This window comes from Pseudolabrys sp., from assembly GCF_035943735.1.
Lineage (GTDB): Bacteria > Pseudomonadota > Alphaproteobacteria > Rhizobiales > Xanthobacteraceae > Pseudolabrys.
The window spans coordinates 23,349-42,206 of sequence record NZ_DASZBV010000013.1; the positions used below are offsets into that span (position 1 = coordinate 23,349).

The following is an 18,858-nucleotide window of genomic DNA, read 5'->3' on the forward strand; positions in this document are numbered from 1 at the left end:
TGCCGGCAGCACAGCGAGCGTCTTTACGCCGTCTTGCGCTTGAGAATAATATTCATGGCTGTCAGGGACATTACGAGTTCAGAACGCTGATTGTAGACCTCTACCAAAGAGGTGACGATGCCCCGGTCCGGTTTGGATTTCGAAGCAACTGTCTTGGCGATCGTAACGCGGACGGACAGCCGATCACCCGGTCGTACTGGCTTGTGCCAGCGCAAGTCATCAATGCCGGGGGACACAAGACTGGCAACATTGCTCAAGTAGTACTCGACATAGAGCCGCATCATCAGGCCGACGGTGTGCCAGCCGCTCGCAATGATGCCGCCGAACGGCTTCAGTTTCGCGACATCGGGATCGGTATGAATCGGCTGCGGGTCGTAGCGTTTGGCAAATGAGATAATCTCGTCCACCTCGACTTCCACCGTGCCGAAATTGTGGACGTCACCCTCGACGTAGTCTTCGAAATATCGATCGTTAACATCGTGAAGAAAAGCCATGAGGACCTCGCGGACGTTCAATCGCTCGTGCTTGGGGTGGTTCGCTTCAGCCGTACGATTGCGATCTTCGACGACGCCGGAGATCAGGCGCACTTCTCAACCTATACGCTGCTCGCGCGGCTGTCAGCGAGCGGTATCCGAGGAATTGCCCTAGCTATGAAAGTCCTTTACTATGTCGGATCTTGGATGAGGCTCAACGCCCGTTTGGAGGAGGGGAGGATGATCAATAAGCGTATCTTTAGCGCTCTAGTTGCAGCATCGGCGCTCGTTGCGGGAGCGCAGCTCGCGCACGCGCAAAACCAAATCGTCATCGGCGCCATCGTGCCGAGTAGCGGTCCGTTCGCCGAGTGGGGGCGCGCCAACACCGTCACACTTCAAATGCTGGAAAGCGAGATCAACAAAAAGGGCGGCGTGAACGGGGCCAAGCTCAAGATCATGGTCCTGGACGACTCCGCCAAGCCGGCGCAGGCGGCGAACGACGTGCGCAAGCTTGCCGGCGACGACAAGGTACTCGCCATTGCCGGTCCGCTGACCAGCACCGCCTGCGAGGTGGCGTTTCCCGTTGCCAATCAGATGAAAGTCGTTGCCACGTCGCAGGCTTCGTCCAAACCAGGCGTGGCGGAGGCGAACCGTCCCTGGGCCTTCCGTAACACGGTCGATGAAGGCGTCCTGACCAAGGCCTCGGTGCCGTATTTCAAGAAAGCCTTCAACATCAAGAAAGTCGCCATCATCTACGACGCCAAGGACGCGGTCTCTACGGCCATCGCCACCAAGATCATGCCGGCGGTGATGAAGGCCAACGACATCGACGTTCTCAATGCCCAGAAGCCGATCTCGTTCAACACCGGCGACCTCGATGTCAGCGCCCAGGTGACCAGCCTCAAGGCGCTGCAGCCCGATGGCGTGGTGATCGGCGCCGACTACAGCCAGGCGATCACGGTCATCCGCGAGATGAAACGGCAAGGCTTCACCAAGCCGGTGATCGGCGGCACCCCCGCGATCTCCTCTGCTATCCTGCAGGCGGCACCGGATATCCCGATCGTTGCGCCGGCGACCTTCTACGCGGGCATGAGCGAGCCGCGGGCGCAGAAGTTCGTGCAGGATCTGCAGCCGCTCTTGCGCAAGGCGTCCGGTTTGCCGAAGGACGTCGAACCCAGCATGTTCGACGCCAACATCTATGAAACCGTCAACATGTATGTCGACGCGGTGAAGGCGGCAGGCGTCACCGGGAAGCCCGGCGACCTTGAGAAGGACCGCGAGAAGATCCGCGACTACATCGCCAAACTGAAGGGTTTCGAAGGCCTTGCCGGCCCGATCGCCTTCAATGAGCACGGCGATGCGGTGAAGAGGTACTTCATCGTCGAGGGCCGGAACGGCGCTTGGACGACGAAGGTCCGCGGGTGCAGCGTCGAGGGCGCTTGCGGCAAGTGATGACGTGAATATCGAGGCGGCCCGCCGACAAGCTCGGCGGGTCGCCTCTCTTATTATTCCTCCTACGACCCGGCACGCGCCCGTATTGTAGGGCGACGGTTCAGAGGCGAGAGCCGGCCTTGCCGGCGCGCCGCCGTGTTGGGCGCTCAGGCGCTTGCCTGCCGCGCTTCGCCTTCGCTTTGTCTGGTGATTCCGACTTGCCGCCATTCCGCGTGGGCGCGGCGGCATCGGTGCCGAGAAACGTGGTCAGCTCCTGCTCCATGGCGCGATATTGCGCCACCTTCAGCCGCAAGGACAAAAGCTGATAACGGCGTGCCTCGTGCTTCTTGCCCGGATGCGCCTCGACACGGGCCTTGGTCGTTTCCAGATAGGCGCGTTCGCTGCGGATACGATCGAGGTAGGCGACGAGCTCGCGGCGCATGGTATCCTTGCTGGCGAAGTTGCCGAGGAAGATGCGCAGCAGAACTTCGTCGCGGGTCACCGAAGCCCGGATCGGCTCGCTCATGAACCTCTGAAGCGCCGTACGGCCGCTGGGAGTGATGGTGTGAATCTGCTTATCGGGTTTGCCGACCTGAGGCAGTGACTGGCTGGTAACGTAGCCTTCGTCGCGTAGCTTGTGCAGCGTGTTGTAGATTTGCGGACCGGTGGCGTTCCAGATGAAATAGGTTGAGCGGTCGATCGCGCGCTTGAGATCGTATCCGGACGCCGGTTCGACCGCGAGCAGGCCAAGAAGGGCAAAGCGAAGCGACATGCCGTCTTAAGCCCGGCGGTATCGTGCGCGGCGAGCGCGGCATCCGGAGCAAGCGGACCGCTCAATCATAGGCGTCGGCTCCTTTGCGCAGGGTGGCCCACTGCTTGGCGTCGTGACTGCATATGATGGTTGCCCCTGCTGCCTCGATGCGGCGCACCTCGGTAAGCGACTTCAACAGCGCATCGCCGTCCCAGGTATTTCGAGGAACAATGCCGCTGTCGAGCGTTTCCCGCAAGCTGACCGTGTCGCCCGCCAGCAGGAAGGTGCCGCTGCGGTCGAGCTGGGTCATTGCGCCGATCGAGCCTGGCGTGTGGCCTGGCAGTGGCAGCAATACCACCCTGCCGTCGCCGAAGACGTCGCGCTCGCCGGTTAATGCGTCGAACGGGATCGGCTGATCCCAATCGGCGGAGAGGTACCCGGCCGCCTCGCTGTTCGGCGCGCCGGCGGCGGTAAGCTCTTCCGCGTGGGCGAGGAAGGTGGCCTTGCGAAAAAACGCGTTGCAGCCGCAGTGATCGGGATGCAGATGCGAGTTGATGACGACGTCGATGTCGTCGGCGGCGAGACCGAGTTCGGCAAGGCCGGTCAGGACGTGCTCGCCCGGCTGCATGATCGGAACCATGAGCTTCGCAAGGCCGCCCCAGCGGGCGTCCGGGTCCTCCGCCACAGTGGGGTGGCAGCCGGTGTCGAACAGCACGTTCGCCTGTCCATGCCGCAGCAAGGCGCTGGACACGGGAAGCTCGATCGTCTCGCTGCGGTCGGCCGCCGGCAAAAAGATGCTTTTCCGCATCCGCAGCCGGCCGCAGGATAACAGGTGCATTTTCATCGCGCGTGATCCTCGCTGGCCGGGCCGGCCTAGACCATGCAATAGCCGCCGCTCACGCTGATCACCTGGCCGGTGATCCAGCCGCTTTTCGGCGAGGCCAGCAGCGTCACTGTCGGAGCGATATCCTCGGGCTGCCCCAGCCGGCGCACCGGATAAAACTTGACCAGCTTCTCGCGATTGGCCGCAAGCCATTCGGGATCGTGTCCGGTCTCGACCATGCCGAGCGAGACCGTATTGGCGGTGACCCCGGCGCGACCCATTTCGCGGGCCAGCGACTTCATCAGCATGATGACGCCGCCGCGCGCGGCGGCAACGATCGACAGGCCGGACTCGCCGACGCGCGAGGAGTCGCCGACGATGGCGATGATCCGTCCGTTGCCGCCCTTCACCAGGTGGGGGCCGGCGGCGTGGCAAAGCTGGATGGCCCCAAGCAGGTTGACGTCGATCTGCTTGCGCCACTCTTCCGGCGTCGTGTCCTTGAACGGCTTGCGGATGGCCAGCCCGGCATTGCTGATCAGGACGTTCAGGCCACCCATGTCGGCGACGATGCCGGCAATCATTTTCTGCACGGACGCGTTGTCGGCGATGTCGGCCTGATAGGCCTTGGCTTGGCCGCCGTGGCTCTTGATTTCAGCGACCACCTTCTCGGCGGCGTCGCTCGCCCCGTGATAATGGACGGCGACCCTGGCCCCTTCGCCGGCGAGCGTCAGCGCGATTTCCCGTCCGACATCGCGCGTCGCACCCGTTACGAGAGCAACACGGTCCTTGAGTTGCATTTCCATGATTGTCGCCTCTGGAGTTGGCGGAACGGCGGCCCCGGCCGACAGGTTTTGAAAACGGGGACCCTCTCGTCAAGCCGCACCGCGCCTGTACTATTGACACCATCGCGCCGCGGGTGAAAGTATAGTAAAGGTCTTATATAGTAAAGAACCGTTGTATGGCCCGCCTGTGCGCGCAGCGCGCCACGTCCCGGGGGGAAGAAGCGGCGGAAAGAAAGGGGTCGAAATACTCGTGAAGCCGGCAGGGTTCGACTATTACGCGCCGCGCAGCGTGGACGAAGCGGTGCACGTCCTCGCGGATGCCGGCCGCGACTGCCGCGTGCTGGCGGGCGGGCAGAGCCTGATGCCGATGCTCAACTGCCGTATCGTCAGCCCGGCCGTGCTGGTCGACATCAATCGCATCGAAGAACTCGACCGCGTCGAGGCGACTGACGCTAGTCTGACCCTCGGCGCGCTGGTGCGTCATGCGGACTTGCTGCGCAATCCGCAGATCCGCGCCGGTTGGCCGCTGCTGGCGGAAGCGACGGCCTATGTCGCGCATCCGGCGATCCGCAATCGTGGCACGGTCTGCGGCAGCATCTCGCACAACGATCCGGCGGCGGAACAGCCGAGCATACTGGTCACGCTCGGCGGAACGGTCGTGATCGCCGGCGCCGCCGGGCGCCGCGAACTGCCGGCGGAAGAATTCCTCACCGGCATAATGTCGAACGCGCTCGAACCTGGCGAGATGGTCGTGGCCGTGCGCTATCCGCGGCCGGTCGCCGGCACCAGCGCGGCCTTTGTCGAATTCGCCCGCCGCCTTGGCGACTTTGCGCTGGCCGGCGCGGCCGTCATTCTGACGATCCGCAAAGGCGTCTGCGAGCAGGCACGGGTGACCGTGGTTGGCATGGGCGATGGCCCGTTTCGCGCGCACGAGGCGGAAGCCGTGCTCACGGGCAGCGCCTTGAACGGCAAGACGAGCAAAGATGCCTTCACTGAGGCGGTCGCGAAAGTGGTCGCCGGCGTCGGGCCGTCTGAGGACGTGCATGCGTCGGCCGACTATCGCCGACACTTGGCGGGGGTGATGACGGCGCGCGCCCTGCAGACGGCATTCGAGCGCAGCGGAGGAGCCTGAATTGGCGAGAGAGCAACGCATTCAGGTCACCGTCAACGGCAGGGCCTACGACAAGGTCGTGCCGGTGCGGTTGTCGCTCGCCGATTTCATTCGCGAGAACCTGTATCTCACGGGCACGCATCTCGGCTGCGAACACGGCGTGTGCGGCGCCTGTACGGTCCTGATGAACGGGCGCAGCGTGCGCTCGTGCCTCACGCTTGCCGTACAGGCCGAGGGCGCCGAGATCGTCACGATCGAGGGCCTGCGCGCGGAGGACGGGACGCGCCACCCCATGCAGCAGGCCTTTCATGAGAACTTCGCCTTGCAGTGCGGGTACTGCACGCCCGGCATGCTGATCACGGCCATCGAGCTCCTGCGGGAGAACCCCGATCCCAGCGAGCTGGAGGTGCGCGAAGCCTTGTCGGGCAATATCTGCCGCTGTTCAGGTTACCAGGCCATCGTCAATGCGGTGCTGGCCGTAGCCCGCCAGGGAGCGGCGGGCTAGCTGCACATGCCGGGAGTTCATTGATGTCGGACATGCGCTTCGTCAACCAGCGGGCAGTGGGCACTTCGGTGCTGCCCGACGAGGCCATTCCGCTGGTCGAGGGCTTTGGCCGCTTCCTCAACGACATTCAGTTGCCTGGCACGTATCACGTCGCCTTCCTGCGCAGCCAGCACGCACACGCCCGCCTTCGCTCGGTCGATGCGAGCAAGGCGCGGATGCTGCCCGGCGTGATCAAGGTGCTCACCGGCAGCGAATTGCTCGGCAAGGTCGAGCCTTTCCGCAGCATGCCCAATCGCTTCTCCGGCGGCGAATCCGTGCAGCACTGGCTGGCGGTCGAGAAGGTGCGCTTCTGCGGCGAAGCGATCTGCGCGGTGGTGGCCGAAAGTCGGGCGATCGCCGAAGACGCGGTCGAACTCATCGAGGTCGATTACGATCCGCTGCCAGTGGTGTCGGATCCACGTATGGGCGAGAAGGACGCTTCGGCGCTGGTGCACGATAGCTGCACGAACAATTATCTCATCAAACGCGAATACGAGCGCGGCGATGTGGACGAGGCGATGAAGGCTGCGCACCTCGTCGTCAAGCGCAAGTTCCGCATCGGCCGTAAACAGGCGCTGTGCCTGGAAAGCCGCGGCTGCGTCGCCGCCTATCGTGAAAGCACGTTCGCGCTCACCGTCTGGATGAGCCATCAGCTTCCCTATGTCGTCCGTCATTACCTCGGCAAGCATCTCGGCTTGCACGAGAACGAGGTGCGGGTGATCGCTCCGCACACGGGGGGTGGCTTCGGCCAGAAGGCCTCGATCTATCCTGAAGAATTCGTCTGCGCCCATCTCGCGCTGGCGCTGCGCCGTCCGGTGAAATGGGTGGAAGACCGGCTGGAGAACATGGTCGCCTCCACGCATGCGCGTGACCAGTACATCGAACTGCAGGCGGCGGTCGATCGCGAGGGCCACCTTCTGGCTTTGAGCTCCGACATATGGGTCGATGTCGGTGCCTACTCGACTTATCTTTGGTCCGCAGGCATGGAGCCGTTGCAGACCGCTGGCCTGATGCCGGGGCCCTACAAGGTGCCGGCGCTGCGATACCGCACGCGCGGTGTCGCCACCAACAAGACGCCGGTTGGTCCCTATCGGGCAGTCGGGCGCCCCTCGGCCTCGGCCTCGTTCGAGTTGCTGCTCGATGAAGTCGCCCGCCGGCTCGAGATCGACCCGGTGGAATTGCGTCAGCGCAACCTTATCGCAAACGAGGAAATGCCGTATCGCAACTCCAACAATCTGGTGCACGACCACGTCAACTATGTGCCCTGTCTGAAGCTTTCTACGTCCAAGGGCGACTACGCCAAGCTGCGCGAGGAACAGAAGAAGGCGCAGGCCAACGGCAGGTTGCGCGGCATCGGCGTTTCCTGCTTCGCCGAGCTGACCGGGCTCGGCACCACCACCGCCGTCGGCCCTGGCACACTGCTGCAGCCGGGCCGAGACGCCGTCACGTTGCGCCTGGAGACGAGCGGCGTGCTCACCGTGGCGGCGGCGCTACCATCGCAGGGTCAGCGCATCATGACGGCGATGCGCCAGGTTGCCGCCGACGAGCTCGGCATCAATCTTGAAGACATCACCTGCATAATCAACGATACCGCGACCGCGCCTTACGGTTTCGGGACCTTTGCCTCACGCACGGCTGTGTTCGGCAGCGGCGCGGTCATCAAGGCGGCAAAGGAGTTGCGGCAGCGCATTTTGGCCTGCGGCGCATTCCTGCTCGGCGTCCCGGTCGAGGATGTGACGATCGCGAACAGCGTCATTCACACGCTTGACCGCGGCAAGAGTATCTCGCTGCGGGAGATGGCGGAAAAGAGCTATTTCTCCGCCAAGGACATTCCGGAGGAGCTTAACCCCGGCTTTGAGGTCACGTCCTTCTACGACCCCAAGCGCGGCAGCTTTGCCGCCGGTGCGCACCTCGTTGCTGTCGATGTCGATCCCGAGACCGGCGAGGTCAAGATTGTGCGCTATGTGGCGACCGAAGACGTCGGCACGATCATCAACCCCTCGGTCGTCGAGGGCCAGATCATCGGCGGAATCGCGCAAGGCATTGGCGAGGCGCTACTGGAAGAGATCGTCTATGACGAACAGGGCCAGCCGCGCACCGTGACGTTGGCCGACTATCTCGTGCCTTCCGCGCTGGACGTCCCGCGCATCGAGTTGCATCACGCCAATACGCCGTCGGCCGCACTGGGCGGATTCAAGGGGTGTGGCGAGGGCTCGATCATCGGGGCGCTCAGTGCGATTTCCTGCGCGGTTGCCGACGCGTTGAGCCAGCGGGGCGGCGATATTCACGAGTTCCCCGCGACCCCGGAGCGGGTGTTGAGAGGATTGGGCGTGCTGCCCGGCGGGGCTTGACCGACGTAGCCAGGGTCGAAGCAGCGAACGATCAGCGCGCCCGCGCGGCTGAATTTGGAGTGGAAGCGTATGCAGTCCGATAGCCGTGGTCTTGACCTGACGACGCCGAGCGAGAACGCGGCGAAGCATCTCGATCAGGCTATTGCCGACTATATGGACTACCGGACCACGGCGTCTGGCCAGGTGAAGCAAGCGTTGGACGCCGACCCTGATTTTGCTCTCGCCAAGTGTATTCGCGGCTATTTCCTGCTGATGCTGGAGAACAAGGCGATCCTGCCGAAGGTGCAGCAGGCGATCGATGAGATTCGACCCCAGTTGGGCTCGCTGACGCAGCGTGAACGCCTGCATGCGAACGCGCTAGAAGCCTGGGCGGCGGGCGACATCATGCGGGCCTGCTTCCACTGGGAGCGGCTGCTCACCGAAAGCCCGCGCGACCTTCTGGCTCTCAAGCTGCATCACACCATGAGCTTCTACGCCGGGCGCAGCCAGATTATGCGGTCGGTGCTTGCGAGCGTTCTCGGTGCGTGGGAAGACGACGTGCCCGGCTACGGCTGCGTGCAGGGCATGTATGCCTATGCGCTCGAGGAATGCGGCGATTACGAGCAAGCCGAGCGCTGGGGCCGATGCGCCGTCGAGCGCAATCCCGGCGACCTTTGGGCTATTCACTCCGTAGCCCATGTCCTGGAAATGCAGGGCCGTTCGGCGGAAGGCGTCAAATGGCTCGCCTACACGCCCGATCAATGGGCGCAGAAGAACCCGTTCAAGGCGCACGTGTGGTGGCATGGCGCCTTGTTCTTCATGGCGCAGGGCGAATTCGAGTGCGCGCTGCATATCTACGACAATGAATTGAACTCGGTGAACTCCGAAACATACATCGACGTGTCCAACCAGGCATCGCTGCTCAAGCGTCTGCAGATGAGCGGTATGGACATCGGCAATCGTTGGGAGGTGCTGGCCGACCATTCGAGGGCGCGTATGCACGATCACATGCTGCCCTTCCGCGACGCGCATTTCTGCCTGGCGCTGGCTGCCAACGGCAACTTCGATGTGGCGCGGCGACACATCGAGTCCATGGCCGAGTCCGCGGGGCAGGAGCAGGGCTGGCGCGCGCAGGTTACGCGCAACGTGCTGATCCCACTGTGCGAAGGCATGATCGCTTATGAAGAAGGAAACTACGCACACGCCAGCGACGTCCTGTGGGCCGTGCGCAATGAAATTGTGGCCATCGGCGGCAGCCATGCGCAACGCGATCTGTTTGCGCAGATCGTCTGCGATGCCGCCGTGCGGGCGCGCGATCTGCCGGTGGCGCGCAGCCTGCTGTCGGAGCGGGTATTGAGCCGCGGCACGCACAAGGGCAACTGGCTTGCCTATGCCGAGGTGTTGACGGCGTTGGGAGACGGTGAGCGCGCCGAAGCCGCGCGGCGTCAAGCTGACGCCGCCCCCGAAGCAGGCGTGTGAGACCCAGAGATTTTGCTCATGAACGGCCGAGCAGGCCCGGGGGAGTGCGAAATGACTACGATGGCTCTACCGAAGAAGGTCGAAACGGCGTCGTCCAACAAATACGGCGCCTTTCATTGGGACGATCCGCTGCTGTTGGAAAGCTTGCTCACGGAAGAGGAGCGGATGATTCGTGATACGGCCCGCGGCTACTGCCAGGAAAAGCTGATGCCGCGCGTGCTGATGGCAAACCGCAACGAGGAGTTCGACCGCAACATCATTCGCGAATTCGGCGCGATGGGTCTGCTCGGGCCGACGCTGCCGCAGAAATATGGCTGCGCGGCCACGAGCTACGTCGTGTACGGGCTGGTCGCGCGTGAGGCTGAGCGCGTGGATTCGTCTTACCGCTCGGCCATGAGCGTGCAGAGTTCGTTGGTGATGCATCCGATCTATGCCTACGGCACCGAAGAGCAGCGCATGAAATATCTGCCCAAGCTCGCCAGCGGCGAATGGGTGGGTTGCTTTGGCCTGACCGAACCCGATTTTGGCTCCGATCCCGGCGGCATGACGACACGCGCCCGCACGGTCGACGGCGGCTTCCGGTTGTCCGGCAACAAGATGTGGATCACCAATTCGCCATTTGCCGACGTGTTCGTGGTGTGGGCGAAAACGGACGACGATGTAATCCGCGGCTTCGTGCTGGAGCGCGGGATGAAAGGGCTGTCGACACCGAAGATCGAAGGCAAGCTCAGCCTGCGCGCCTCGATCACCGGCGAGATCGTGATGGAGGACGTCTTTGTTCCGGCGGAAAATCTGCTGCCGAACGTGACCGGGCTCGCCGGCCCCTTCGGCTGTCTCAATCGTGCCCGCTTCGGCATCGCCTGGGGGGCCATGGGGGCGGCCGAGTTCTGCTGGCACGCCGCACGCCAATATGTGCTGGACCGCAAGCAGTTCGGCAGGCCGTTGGCCGCCAATCAACTCGTCCAGAAAAAGCTCGCGGACATGCAGACCGAGATCACGTTGGGTTTGCACGCCTGCCTGCAGGCCGGGCGTCTATTCGATGCCGGCAAGATTGCTCCCGAGGCGATTTCTCTGATCAAGCGCAACAATTGCGGCAAGGCGCTCGATATCGCGCGGACGGCCCGCGATATGCATGGCGGCAATGGTATCAGCGACGAATTCCATGTCATGCGCCATGTGGTGAACCTCGAAACGGTGAATACCTATGAGGGCACGCACGACGTTCATGCCCTTATCCTCGGCCGGGCCCAGACGGGCATTCAGGCTTTTTTCTAGGCTGGTCCAGGCAGCCACAGGCCCGCAGCCTTCCCGCCGGAGGCGGCGAAGGTAAAAGGCTTCGCCTCAATAGCGCCGGCTACGACGGCGGAAGAGGGGGTTGCGCGTGCGAACTCGGCCGGCCGCTTCGTCGCTATGCCAGCGCGGCTTCTGAAGTCTGGACGTCCTTATCGAGTGTCTTCAATTGGCGTCGCAGGATCTTGCCCGACGACGTGGTCGGCAGGGCAGCGACGAACTGAACTTCGCGCGGGACCTTGTAAGCCGCGAGATGCTTGCGGCAATAGCTGATGACGTCGTCAGCATCTACGTTCGCACCGGCTTTCAAAACGATATAGGCTTTGGCGATCTCGCCCTTGTTCGGGTCGGCCTTCGCCCCGACGCCGACCATTGCGACCGCCGGATGACCGGCGATTACGCGTTCGATCTCGGCCGGGTATATGTTGTAGCCGGCCGTCAGGATCATGTCCTTCTTGCGGTCGACAATGTAGATATAACCATCCTCGTCCATCTTGCCGAGATCACCGGAATGCAGCCAACCATCCGCGTCGATGGTATCATGCGTTGCCTGCTCGTTGCCGTAGTAGCCGAGCATGTTGAGCGGACCCTTGACCACCAGTTCGCCAACTTCGCCGGTCTTCATGGTTTTCGACGGGTCGACCGGATCGGCGATGCGACCGTGCATGAATGGCATCATAATGCCGACCGAGCCGAGCCGGTTTTCGCAATATGAATGCTGCATGATGCCGGGGCCGGCCAGTTCCGTCATGCCCCAGAGTTCGAGCACTTCCGTGCCGGTGCGCTCGAACCAGTCCTTCGATTTCGCCGGCGGCATGGCTTGCCCCCCAACCACGGCGGCGCGCAGCGACGACAGATCGTATTTGTCGAAATCGGGGTGCGCCAGCATATAGAGAAACATGGTAGGCACGCCATCGATGATGGTGACCTTGTGGCGCTGGATCGCCTCGAGGGCCTGTTGCGTGTCGAATTTCTCCAGTAGCACGAAGGTCAGGCCGAGCATGAAGCTGAGATTCATGACAACGGTGCCGTAAACATGTGCGAGCGGCAGCCCGGTGAACTGATTATCGTGCTCGGTGCGTACGTTCATGGCTGCGGTCAAGGCGGCGTTCAGCATCACGTTCCGGTGGCTGAGCATTGCTCCTTTGGGAAAGCCGGTGGTGCCCGAGGTGTAACAGATGGTGGAGAGGTCGTCGGCCTTGTTGCCCGGCGCTTCGACGACTTCCGGCTGCGCCGCCAGCAGGTCGGTGAACGCCAGCGTGCCGGAGATCGGTTCACCGATGACGACGATTTCCTTCAAATGGCCGTCGGTCTTCAAGTGAATGATCGCCCTAGCGCGGTCCGGGGTGGTGATCAGCACCTTGGCACCGCAATCCTTGACCACATAGGCAAGCTCGTCCGCGGTCAGCATTGCATTGACAGGATTGATAACGGCGCCGGCCTTCGCGATGCCGGCATAGCTGATCACCCACTCCGGGCTGTTCTGCGCGAACAGCGTCACGCGATCTCCCTTTCCGACGCCGAGCGCTTTGAACCCGTTGGCGGCCTTGTTGGTCAGCCGTTCGAGCTCGCGGAAGGTCAATGTGCGATCCGCAAAAATCAGCGCCGGCTTATCAGGGAGACGGGCAGCGGTCCCCGGCAGCAGTTGATCGATAGTCTCCTTCAACATGGCATTTCCTCCCCTACTTATCTTTGGCGCGAGAGTAGCATGCGACGCAGTCGAGACAAATCCAATGCTCGCCGCCGGGGCATGCCGCTCCGGACGCTTGCTGGGCGGACCGCGGGCATGGACAGGGGACCTGCTCTTTCCCATAGTTGCTGACGAGTTCTCACAATGTCTGATCGTGCTCGACGGCGGCAGGCCGGCTCACAACAACGCCGGATCGGGCTCTCCGCCGGATCGCGCGGGCATCGGGAGTCCGGTGAGCGTCTTCGGATGACCCAACGGCCGCGCCATATTTCCCCAAAATCACGCTCGATGGCGCCGAGGCGCACCGGGTTAACTGAGGACGCACACGATGTTGCTCGGCGAAATCCTCGCGCGGTTCGATACACCCTCGTTCGCCGAGGAGACAGTCCTCGCGCTCGGCGATCTCAATTTGCGGCGCGTATGCGCGCGGAGGCAGAGGCCGAAGGCGAAACGCTCGACGCCTTCGTCCGCAACGCTGTACAAGGTCTTGGGGCCGAGGCCAGCGATGAAGAGTGGGCGACGCTGATTGGCGGCCGTACGCTCTTATCCTAGAATTCGCCGTTTGCTTGGATGTGGATGGAATGATTCAAATCGTGAAATTCGCGCGGCTCGCTCTTCCGCTATGCTTGCTCGTGAGCTGCACGGTGACGTCATGGGCTGCCGAAGGTACGACTGTCGCAGGTCCTATCGGCGGAACCGACATTCGGTCGGCATTCCTGCCGTCGCCTGGAACGTATGGTGCTCTGATCACGAGCGCCGCGTCGGCCTACCAACTCCGGGACGGTGCAGGGCACCCCTGGGCGGGGCTCGACGCCGTCGGCATTGACGCCAAGGCAGCCGCCGCTGCCTTGCTGTTCGTTCCGAACTTCAAAGTGTTCGACGGCTCGATCGGATTTCTGGGTGTGGCCGGCGCGGGATCTCTCTGCGGGCAAATAAAATCCGCAAGTCCGGCCACGTGCCGAACGGGTTTCGGTGACATCTATGTCGAGACCTCATGGTCCCGCTTTTTCGGGTTCACGCGTCCGTCGCGCGAAAGCGGCGCTCTTCCCATCAGGGAAGGCCTCGCGATTGGCGCCGGCGTTGGTGCCGTGCTGCCCACCGGCCTCTACGACTCGCGCATCCAGGCCAGTAACGGCGTCACTGTCGGCAGTAATATCTTCGACATTGCGCCCTGGGTCGCCTTCACATACACGACGCCGCCCCTTTTCATGGACGGCACCGAGTTCAGCAGCAAGATTTACCTGAACAATTACCTGCGCAATCCGGCAACAGATTATGTCAGCGGAAAGAATATGGACATTGACTTCGCAGTTTCCGAGCATATCGGGCGCTGGCAAGTCGGCGCGACCGGTTACTACCTCCGGCAGTTCACCGACGACACGCGCGGCGGATCTATTGTTGCGCCCGATGGGCGGCGGTCCGAAGTGCTCAGCCTCGGCGGCGTCATCAACTACGACATTCCCGAGGCCAGGACTGCCATAAAATTCAAAGCCCGGACCTCGGTGTTCGCCTACAATACCGCCATGGTCACGCTTTTCGTGTTGACCGTCGCGAGAAAATTCAATTGACGGCACACGAATTGTCTACGGAACGCATGTCGCAACGGGGTTGCATCACCAACTGATGCGCGCGCCGACGGTGCCGGCGAGCATCACGCCGCTGCCGGACAGCTCGCTGTCGACGCGGGCGAAGACCGCCTTGGCCGCATCGATCGTCCAGCTTGCGCCGCCGCTGATGCGCGCCGCGTCACGCGCGGGCCGAGTGCCGTCGACGGTGAACGATGGGGCGGGGATGCTGACGAATGCCGCCTGAACCTGTCGCTCGGTCATGAATTCGTGCACCCAGGCCGCGCGGACGAAGGGCTGCACCGTCTGCCCGCCGACCAGGTAGCGGGTATTGAGTTGCGCGCCGACGAAGGCCGGCAGCGAGGTCGTCTCGCGCGCCGCATAGCTCAGCGCCAGGACTCCGGCGCCGCCGCCTGTAACCGTGGAGCTTTCGGTGTAGGCCTGCTGCCACAGCGCCGCCGGCTCGACCGCCACGAAAGGCGTGATCGCGTATTCGCCGATGCGCCGCCGCCAGCCGAGTTCGAACCGGCCGCCGAGTTGGTCACTCGAAAAGCGTCCCTGCGCATTTTCGGTCGGTCCCACGCCGGAAATGGTGCGCTCTGTCGTATTGTCGAACCGTGCATAATTGACCGTGGCGAGGGCATAGATGTCGCCCCAACGCTTCGCGAGATAGGCGCCGACATGAGCGCCGTCGATGCTGCCGCTGGTCGACAGGCTCGAAACGGAAAAATGCGACCCGCTGCCGCCGGCCGCAAAACCGAGGAGCAGGTCCGGTCCGAAGCTGCGCTCGACGCCGAAGCTGCCGCCGGCGGTCTGCATCGACTGATCGGCCGTGCCGGAACTGCCATCGATGCTGCGCGTCGAGCCGAAGCCGACGGCCCAGGCGCGCCAGACTTTCTCGTCAGGAGCGCGACGCACTGCCGCGAAGGCCTCGTATCCTGGCTTGGCTTCGGATTTGTCGGCGGCGGCTGCGTATTGCAGCGGCGCGCCGAAGGCGCCGCCTCCGGGCGCACCGCCGACGAACGCGAGCCCCTGCTGCAGCATCGCATCATTGAACAGTCCGGCGGCACCGAACGAGGCATTCTGCGCGGCGGCCGTGCCGGCGCCGGAGAGCTGATCGAAGACGTTCACCGATGTTGCGGCGAACAGGTTCGAATAGAAGTCCCCCAGCGACCCGGTCGGCGTCCCTGAGGCGTAGAGGTTCTGCAGGACGTCGGCGACCGCCTGCTGATTCGATGTCAGGCCCGGCACCGCGTTGAAGGCGATCGGCGTCAGCGTGGCGTCGAGATTGCAGGCGCAGGTCGACAGCGACAGCGTGAAGAATGGCGACGTGACCGAGGCACTGTCGAAGGCGCCGACGATCGTGTTGGTCGAAGTGATGATCGTGTAGGTGTTCGCGCTGGTGTAGAGCCCGGGCTGCACCACGATGATAAGGCGGCCGGCCAAGGTCGCACTGTTGACCAGAAGGCTGTCATTGAAACCCGCGGAATCGACGCGGGCCATGAAGGTGCCGCTTGAGGACTGTGTGAAGTCCGTGCCGAACAGCGAATGCGAGGTCAGGTTGGTCAGCGGATCGGTGATTTTGAGCACACCGTTGTTGGTGAATGAATCGACGCCGGGGACCGAGCTGACGATGTCGACGAGGCCGTCGATGGTGCCGTTGTTGATCAACCTGTCGGCGGAGAAGGTAGGGTTTGTGAGGCTGAAGGCGGACGTGCCGCCGACGCCCTGGATGGTGGCGCCGGGCTGCACCGTGAAGGTCACACCGCCCTGTGAGCCGGCGTTGTCGTTTGTCGTGGTGCCGGTGCAGTTAACGGTCGATCCGGTCTGGTCGCAGGCCGCAAAGGCAGGTCGAGGCGCCAGCACGGCTAAAGCAACGGCCAGGAGACCGCACACGATCGCACCTGTCGCCGCCGAGGTCCGAATACGCCGCGCGACAAGCCAATTCATTCCGATACGCCATTCATGTGCCTCGCCCGGGCAGCAGCGGAGACAGAACTTCCAAAGACTTGGATACTATGTTGACGGTCCAAGTGGCGAGTGTCCACCGGGCGCTTGCCGGGGATTTCAGAAAAATATCAGGGTATCAGCGGGGCCGGCTCAGGACCTGTGGGGAGGCACATGCCTCAATAGGTGCGCTCGTGCGGCGAAACCGCCGCACGCTGGCGTCGTGTTTGGGATTCCGAATATGTGACGCAGCGCATCCGAAAGGGAGGCTGACTATGAAGGCTTTGGCGGGGCTACTGCTGCTCGGTGCTTGTTTGATGCCGATGACGGCATCGGCATCAAACATGAATGCGGACGATGTGAAATGGATCAACCAGTGCATCAGCGATAACAAAGGCGAGCCCGGCGGCACTCCGCAGGTCGTTCGGGCCTATTGCGTCTGCATGAACGAGAAGATGGACGACAACGAAAAGCGGTCTATCACGCAGTGGGAAAAATCGCATCCGGCGGAGCGAAAGGCCTGCGACAAGCAGTCCGGCTGGCGCTGAGCGCGTGATTCCAGGGACGGCCGCCCGCGGCGGGCGGTCGTTCCTGTTCTGCGCGCGCCGATGACCGGCGCTTAGGCCGGACTATGGGTTCGGCAATCCGAGAGCGATCAACTGGTCGCGGATCTTCAGGCCCGCAGCCAGGAATGCATGGCTCGAGTTTTTGCTCGGCAGCATGATGTTGGTCGCGGTCGAGCCGGGGCGGATTTCCATCGCCTTGGCCAACGCCGCTTTCGCCTTGTCCGAATTTCCGGCGCCGTCATAGGCGGCGGCGAGCAGCATCAGCGGCCGTCCCGATGCCGGCGTGATGGCGATCGACCGTTCAAGCCAGGGAAGCGCTTCGTGGTATTTCTGCATCATCACGTAAGTCCAGCCGACGCCGAGCAGCCAGGTCCAGCGTGAGACCCGCGGCGTATCGAAGCGGTCGGCCTGCTTGAAAGTCGCGAGTGCATCCTCGAAGCGGCCCAACTGCAGTTGTCCGACGCCAATGAGGTAGAGAGCCATTCCGTCCCAGGGGTCGAACGCCATCGCCCGCGAGCAGGTCACGAGGCTCTCGATGAACTGATTGGTGGCGTTGAGAAACCTGCAATGCGCTTCCAGGACTGCGATGCTATTGGGCCGCGCGCGTTGGGCTCGCTGCAGCATCGTCTGGGCGTTCTTCTCCGCCGTCGCTGTTCCCAGTGCATCGTACCAAGCCATCTGAACGCCGCGCAATTGCAACGCGGCAAGAGCCATCTGCAGATTGACGTTGTCGGGATCGTCCTGGAGCGCCTTTTCCAGCATGGTCTGCGCCACACGGAAGCGCTCCTGCGACGTCTGCATGATCGACGCGGTCGCCTGATTGATCGCCGCTTTGGCAGCCGCACCACGGGCCGCGCTGGCCGGGTCGGCGCGCTGATTGTCAGCCTCGATGAGCGTGTTGATGCGAACGGCGAGTTGATGGCCGACCCCGGCCGCCAATCGCGTTCGCAGGAGATCGGGGCTTAGATCGGCCTTCTCGATCGTGACGGCTGGGACCGGCTCGACTTGTCCGTTGGACGTCTTGACCATCCGCGCCCGCAATGTCCACGAGGCCGGATCGCCGGACAGTTCGGTGTAGATGACGTAATCGGCGTTTCCGGGATTGGGCGTCGCTTGTCCGGGCAGGACCGCGGGTTTACGCGTGTCCGGCGTGACGAGCTTGATATTGTCGATCCTGGCGAGCCCGTCGACCAGACGATCAGTCACGGCAACAGCCAACGCCGTGGCCTCGGTATCCTGACTGGCGGCGACGACCGGCATCACATTCATGGTTGGGACCTGAGGCAGGCGCTCAGCCTGGAACACCACCAGGGCCAAGCCGGCCGCAACCGCCAGACCGACTGCGGTTGCGGCGGCGAGCGCAGCGCGCCCGCGCCGCCAAGGTCGCTTGAGGCCCGCCTCGTCAGCGGCAGGAGGCGTCATCCCGGATCCCGGGGCGAAGACGGGCGCGGCCTCCTTCGCCACATCGAGCGTCGGCGCGGCTTCGACCTGGATGTCCAGCAAATAGCCGCGGCCAGAGACCAGCCGAATCATCTGGCGCTGCTCGTCGCCGAGTGCCGCGCGTATTTCCTTGATGCACTGAAAGAGGCTGTCCTCGCCGACGTGGACACTCGGCCAGACCGCTTCCATCAGCTCCTGTTTGCTGAGAGTGCGGCCGGGATTGTCGAGGAAAATCCGGAAGAGGTCGTAGGTCTTCGGGCGAAGCCTGATGATTTCGCCACCGGGGCCTCGCAACTCGGCACGCTGCTGATCGAACTCGAAGCCAGCGAAACGGAGCACGAAACCCTCACAGTTTAACAAAACCGCTCCCGAGCCGGAAATATCAGGAATCTTTCAGAATGTCACCGCGCCCTGTCAGGACTTGGCGGCAGCGTTCTGCCAGCCTGTTGATGCCGCAGATAATTAACAAAGGCGGCCGTACGGGGAGTCATCTTGGTTTCGGGTCTCGAGGGTACAGCCGCTTTAGCTGCTGTTGGCGCGCGCCTTGTTGTCGGGTCCTTTGCTGACCGCGGCACGGTGGGAAGCCGTCGCTACTCGGGCGCTTCTCGGCATGCTCCCCCGGGCTCTGCATCAGGG

General features: G+C 63.1%; 15 protein-coding genes. 8 read left to right on the forward strand and 7 right to left on the reverse strand.

The window, feature by feature from the left end; all coding sequences use genetic code 11:
* Nucleotides 1-23 precede the first annotated feature (23 nt).
* Nucleotides 24-494, reverse strand: coding sequence for a MaoC family dehydratase (locus tag VGV41_RS07280; RefSeq protein WP_326863106.1), 471 nt, complete (start codon nucleotides 492-494; stop codon nucleotides 24-26).
* Between VGV41_RS07280 and VGV41_RS07285 the strand changes: the two genes are divergently transcribed.
* Nucleotides 432-1,925: an ABC transporter substrate-binding protein gene (locus tag VGV41_RS07285; RefSeq protein WP_326863108.1), complete on the forward strand. Its 1,494-nt coding sequence runs from the start codon at nucleotides 432-434 to the stop codon at nucleotides 1,923-1,925. The genes VGV41_RS07280 and VGV41_RS07285 overlap by 63 nt on opposite strands.
* Nucleotides 1,926-2,025: 100 nt before the next feature.
* Here the strand turns inward: VGV41_RS07285 and VGV41_RS07290 are convergent, their stop codons facing one another.
* The 3 genes from VGV41_RS07290 to VGV41_RS07300 all read right to left on the reverse strand — a co-directional run bounded on the left by VGV41_RS07290 (nucleotide 2,026) and on the right by VGV41_RS07300 (nucleotide 4,281).
* Nucleotides 2,026-2,676 (reverse strand): PadR family transcriptional regulator, encoded by a 651-nt coding sequence (locus VGV41_RS07290; protein ID WP_326863110.1) that lies wholly within the window; start codon nucleotides 2,674-2,676, stop codon nucleotides 2,026-2,028.
* Nucleotides 2,677-2,737: 61 nt separating this feature from the next.
* Nucleotides 2,738-3,499 carry an N-acyl homoserine lactonase family protein gene (locus tag VGV41_RS07295; RefSeq protein ID WP_326863112.1) on the reverse strand — a complete coding sequence of 254 codons (762 nt, stop codon included), beginning with the start codon at nucleotides 3,497-3,499 and terminating at the stop codon, nucleotides 2,738-2,740.
* Nucleotides 3,500-3,528: 29 nt separating this feature from the next.
* Nucleotides 3,529-4,281, reverse strand: a complete 753-nt coding sequence (locus VGV41_RS07300; protein ID WP_326863113.1) for an SDR family NAD(P)-dependent oxidoreductase — start codon at nucleotides 4,279-4,281, stop codon at nucleotides 3,529-3,531.
* A gap of 229 nt (nucleotides 4,282-4,510) precedes the next feature.
* Between VGV41_RS07300 and VGV41_RS07305 the strand changes: the two genes are divergently transcribed.
* From VGV41_RS07305 to VGV41_RS07325, 5 genes are all read left to right on the forward strand, one after another.
* Entirely contained in the window at nucleotides 4,511-5,392 is an 882-nt protein-coding gene (locus VGV41_RS07305; RefSeq protein ID WP_326863115.1) for a xanthine dehydrogenase family protein subunit M, read from the forward strand.
* 1 nt (nucleotide 5,393) lies between these two features.
* Complete coding sequence (locus VGV41_RS07310; protein ID WP_326863116.1) at nucleotides 5,394-5,876, forward strand: (2Fe-2S)-binding protein; 483 nt, start codon at nucleotides 5,394-5,396, stop codon at nucleotides 5,874-5,876.
* A 23-nt stretch (nucleotides 5,877-5,899) separates the two neighbouring features.
* A complete protein-coding gene (locus VGV41_RS07315) occupies nucleotides 5,900-8,266 on the forward strand; it encodes a xanthine dehydrogenase family protein molybdopterin-binding subunit (RefSeq protein WP_326863117.1) in 2,367 nt (788 codons plus the stop codon).
* A 69-nt stretch (nucleotides 8,267-8,335) separates the two neighbouring features.
* The gene (locus VGV41_RS07320; protein WP_326863118.1) at nucleotides 8,336-9,724 is read left to right on the forward strand and encodes a tetratricopeptide repeat protein; all 1,389 of its coding nucleotides are present in this window, start codon (nucleotides 8,336-8,338) and stop codon (nucleotides 9,722-9,724) included.
* Nucleotides 9,725-9,784: 60 nt separating this feature from the next.
* Nucleotides 9,785-10,999 (forward strand): acyl-CoA dehydrogenase, encoded by a 1,215-nt coding sequence (locus VGV41_RS07325; protein ID WP_326863148.1) that lies wholly within the window; start codon nucleotides 9,785-9,787, stop codon nucleotides 10,997-10,999.
* 133 nt (nucleotides 11,000-11,132) lie between these two features.
* On the opposite strand, the gene VGV41_RS07330 is transcribed toward VGV41_RS07325, so the two are convergent.
* Nucleotides 11,133-12,683: a long-chain-fatty-acid--CoA ligase gene (locus tag VGV41_RS07330; protein ID WP_326863119.1), complete on the reverse strand. Its 1,551-nt coding sequence runs from the start codon at nucleotides 12,681-12,683 to the stop codon at nucleotides 11,133-11,135.
* Nucleotides 12,684-13,285: 602 nt separating this feature from the next.
* Between VGV41_RS07330 and VGV41_RS07335 the strand changes: the two genes are divergently transcribed.
* Complete coding sequence (locus VGV41_RS07335; protein ID WP_326863120.1) at nucleotides 13,286-14,272, forward strand: SphA family protein; 987 nt, start codon at nucleotides 13,286-13,288, stop codon at nucleotides 14,270-14,272.
* Nucleotides 14,273-14,317: 45 nt separating this feature from the next.
* Here the strand turns inward: VGV41_RS07335 and VGV41_RS07340 are convergent, their stop codons facing one another.
* Nucleotides 14,318-16,219, reverse strand: coding sequence for an autotransporter outer membrane beta-barrel domain-containing protein (locus VGV41_RS07340; RefSeq protein ID WP_326863121.1), 1,902 nt, complete (start codon nucleotides 16,217-16,219; stop codon nucleotides 14,318-14,320).
* Nucleotides 16,220-16,491: 272 nt separating this feature from the next.
* On the opposite strand from VGV41_RS07340, the gene VGV41_RS07345 reads away from it, so the two are divergent.
* The gene (locus VGV41_RS07345) at nucleotides 16,492-16,764 is read left to right on the forward strand and encodes a hypothetical protein (protein ID WP_326863122.1); all 273 of its coding nucleotides are present in this window, start codon (nucleotides 16,492-16,494) and stop codon (nucleotides 16,762-16,764) included.
* 81 nt (nucleotides 16,765-16,845) lie between these two features.
* Here VGV41_RS07345 and VGV41_RS07350 read toward each other — a convergent pair whose 3' ends face one another.
* Nucleotides 16,846-18,561 (reverse strand): winged helix-turn-helix domain-containing protein, encoded by a 1,716-nt coding sequence (locus tag VGV41_RS07350; protein ID WP_326863123.1) that lies wholly within the window; start codon nucleotides 18,559-18,561, stop codon nucleotides 16,846-16,848.
* Between the last annotated feature and the right edge of the window lie 297 nt (nucleotides 18,562-18,858).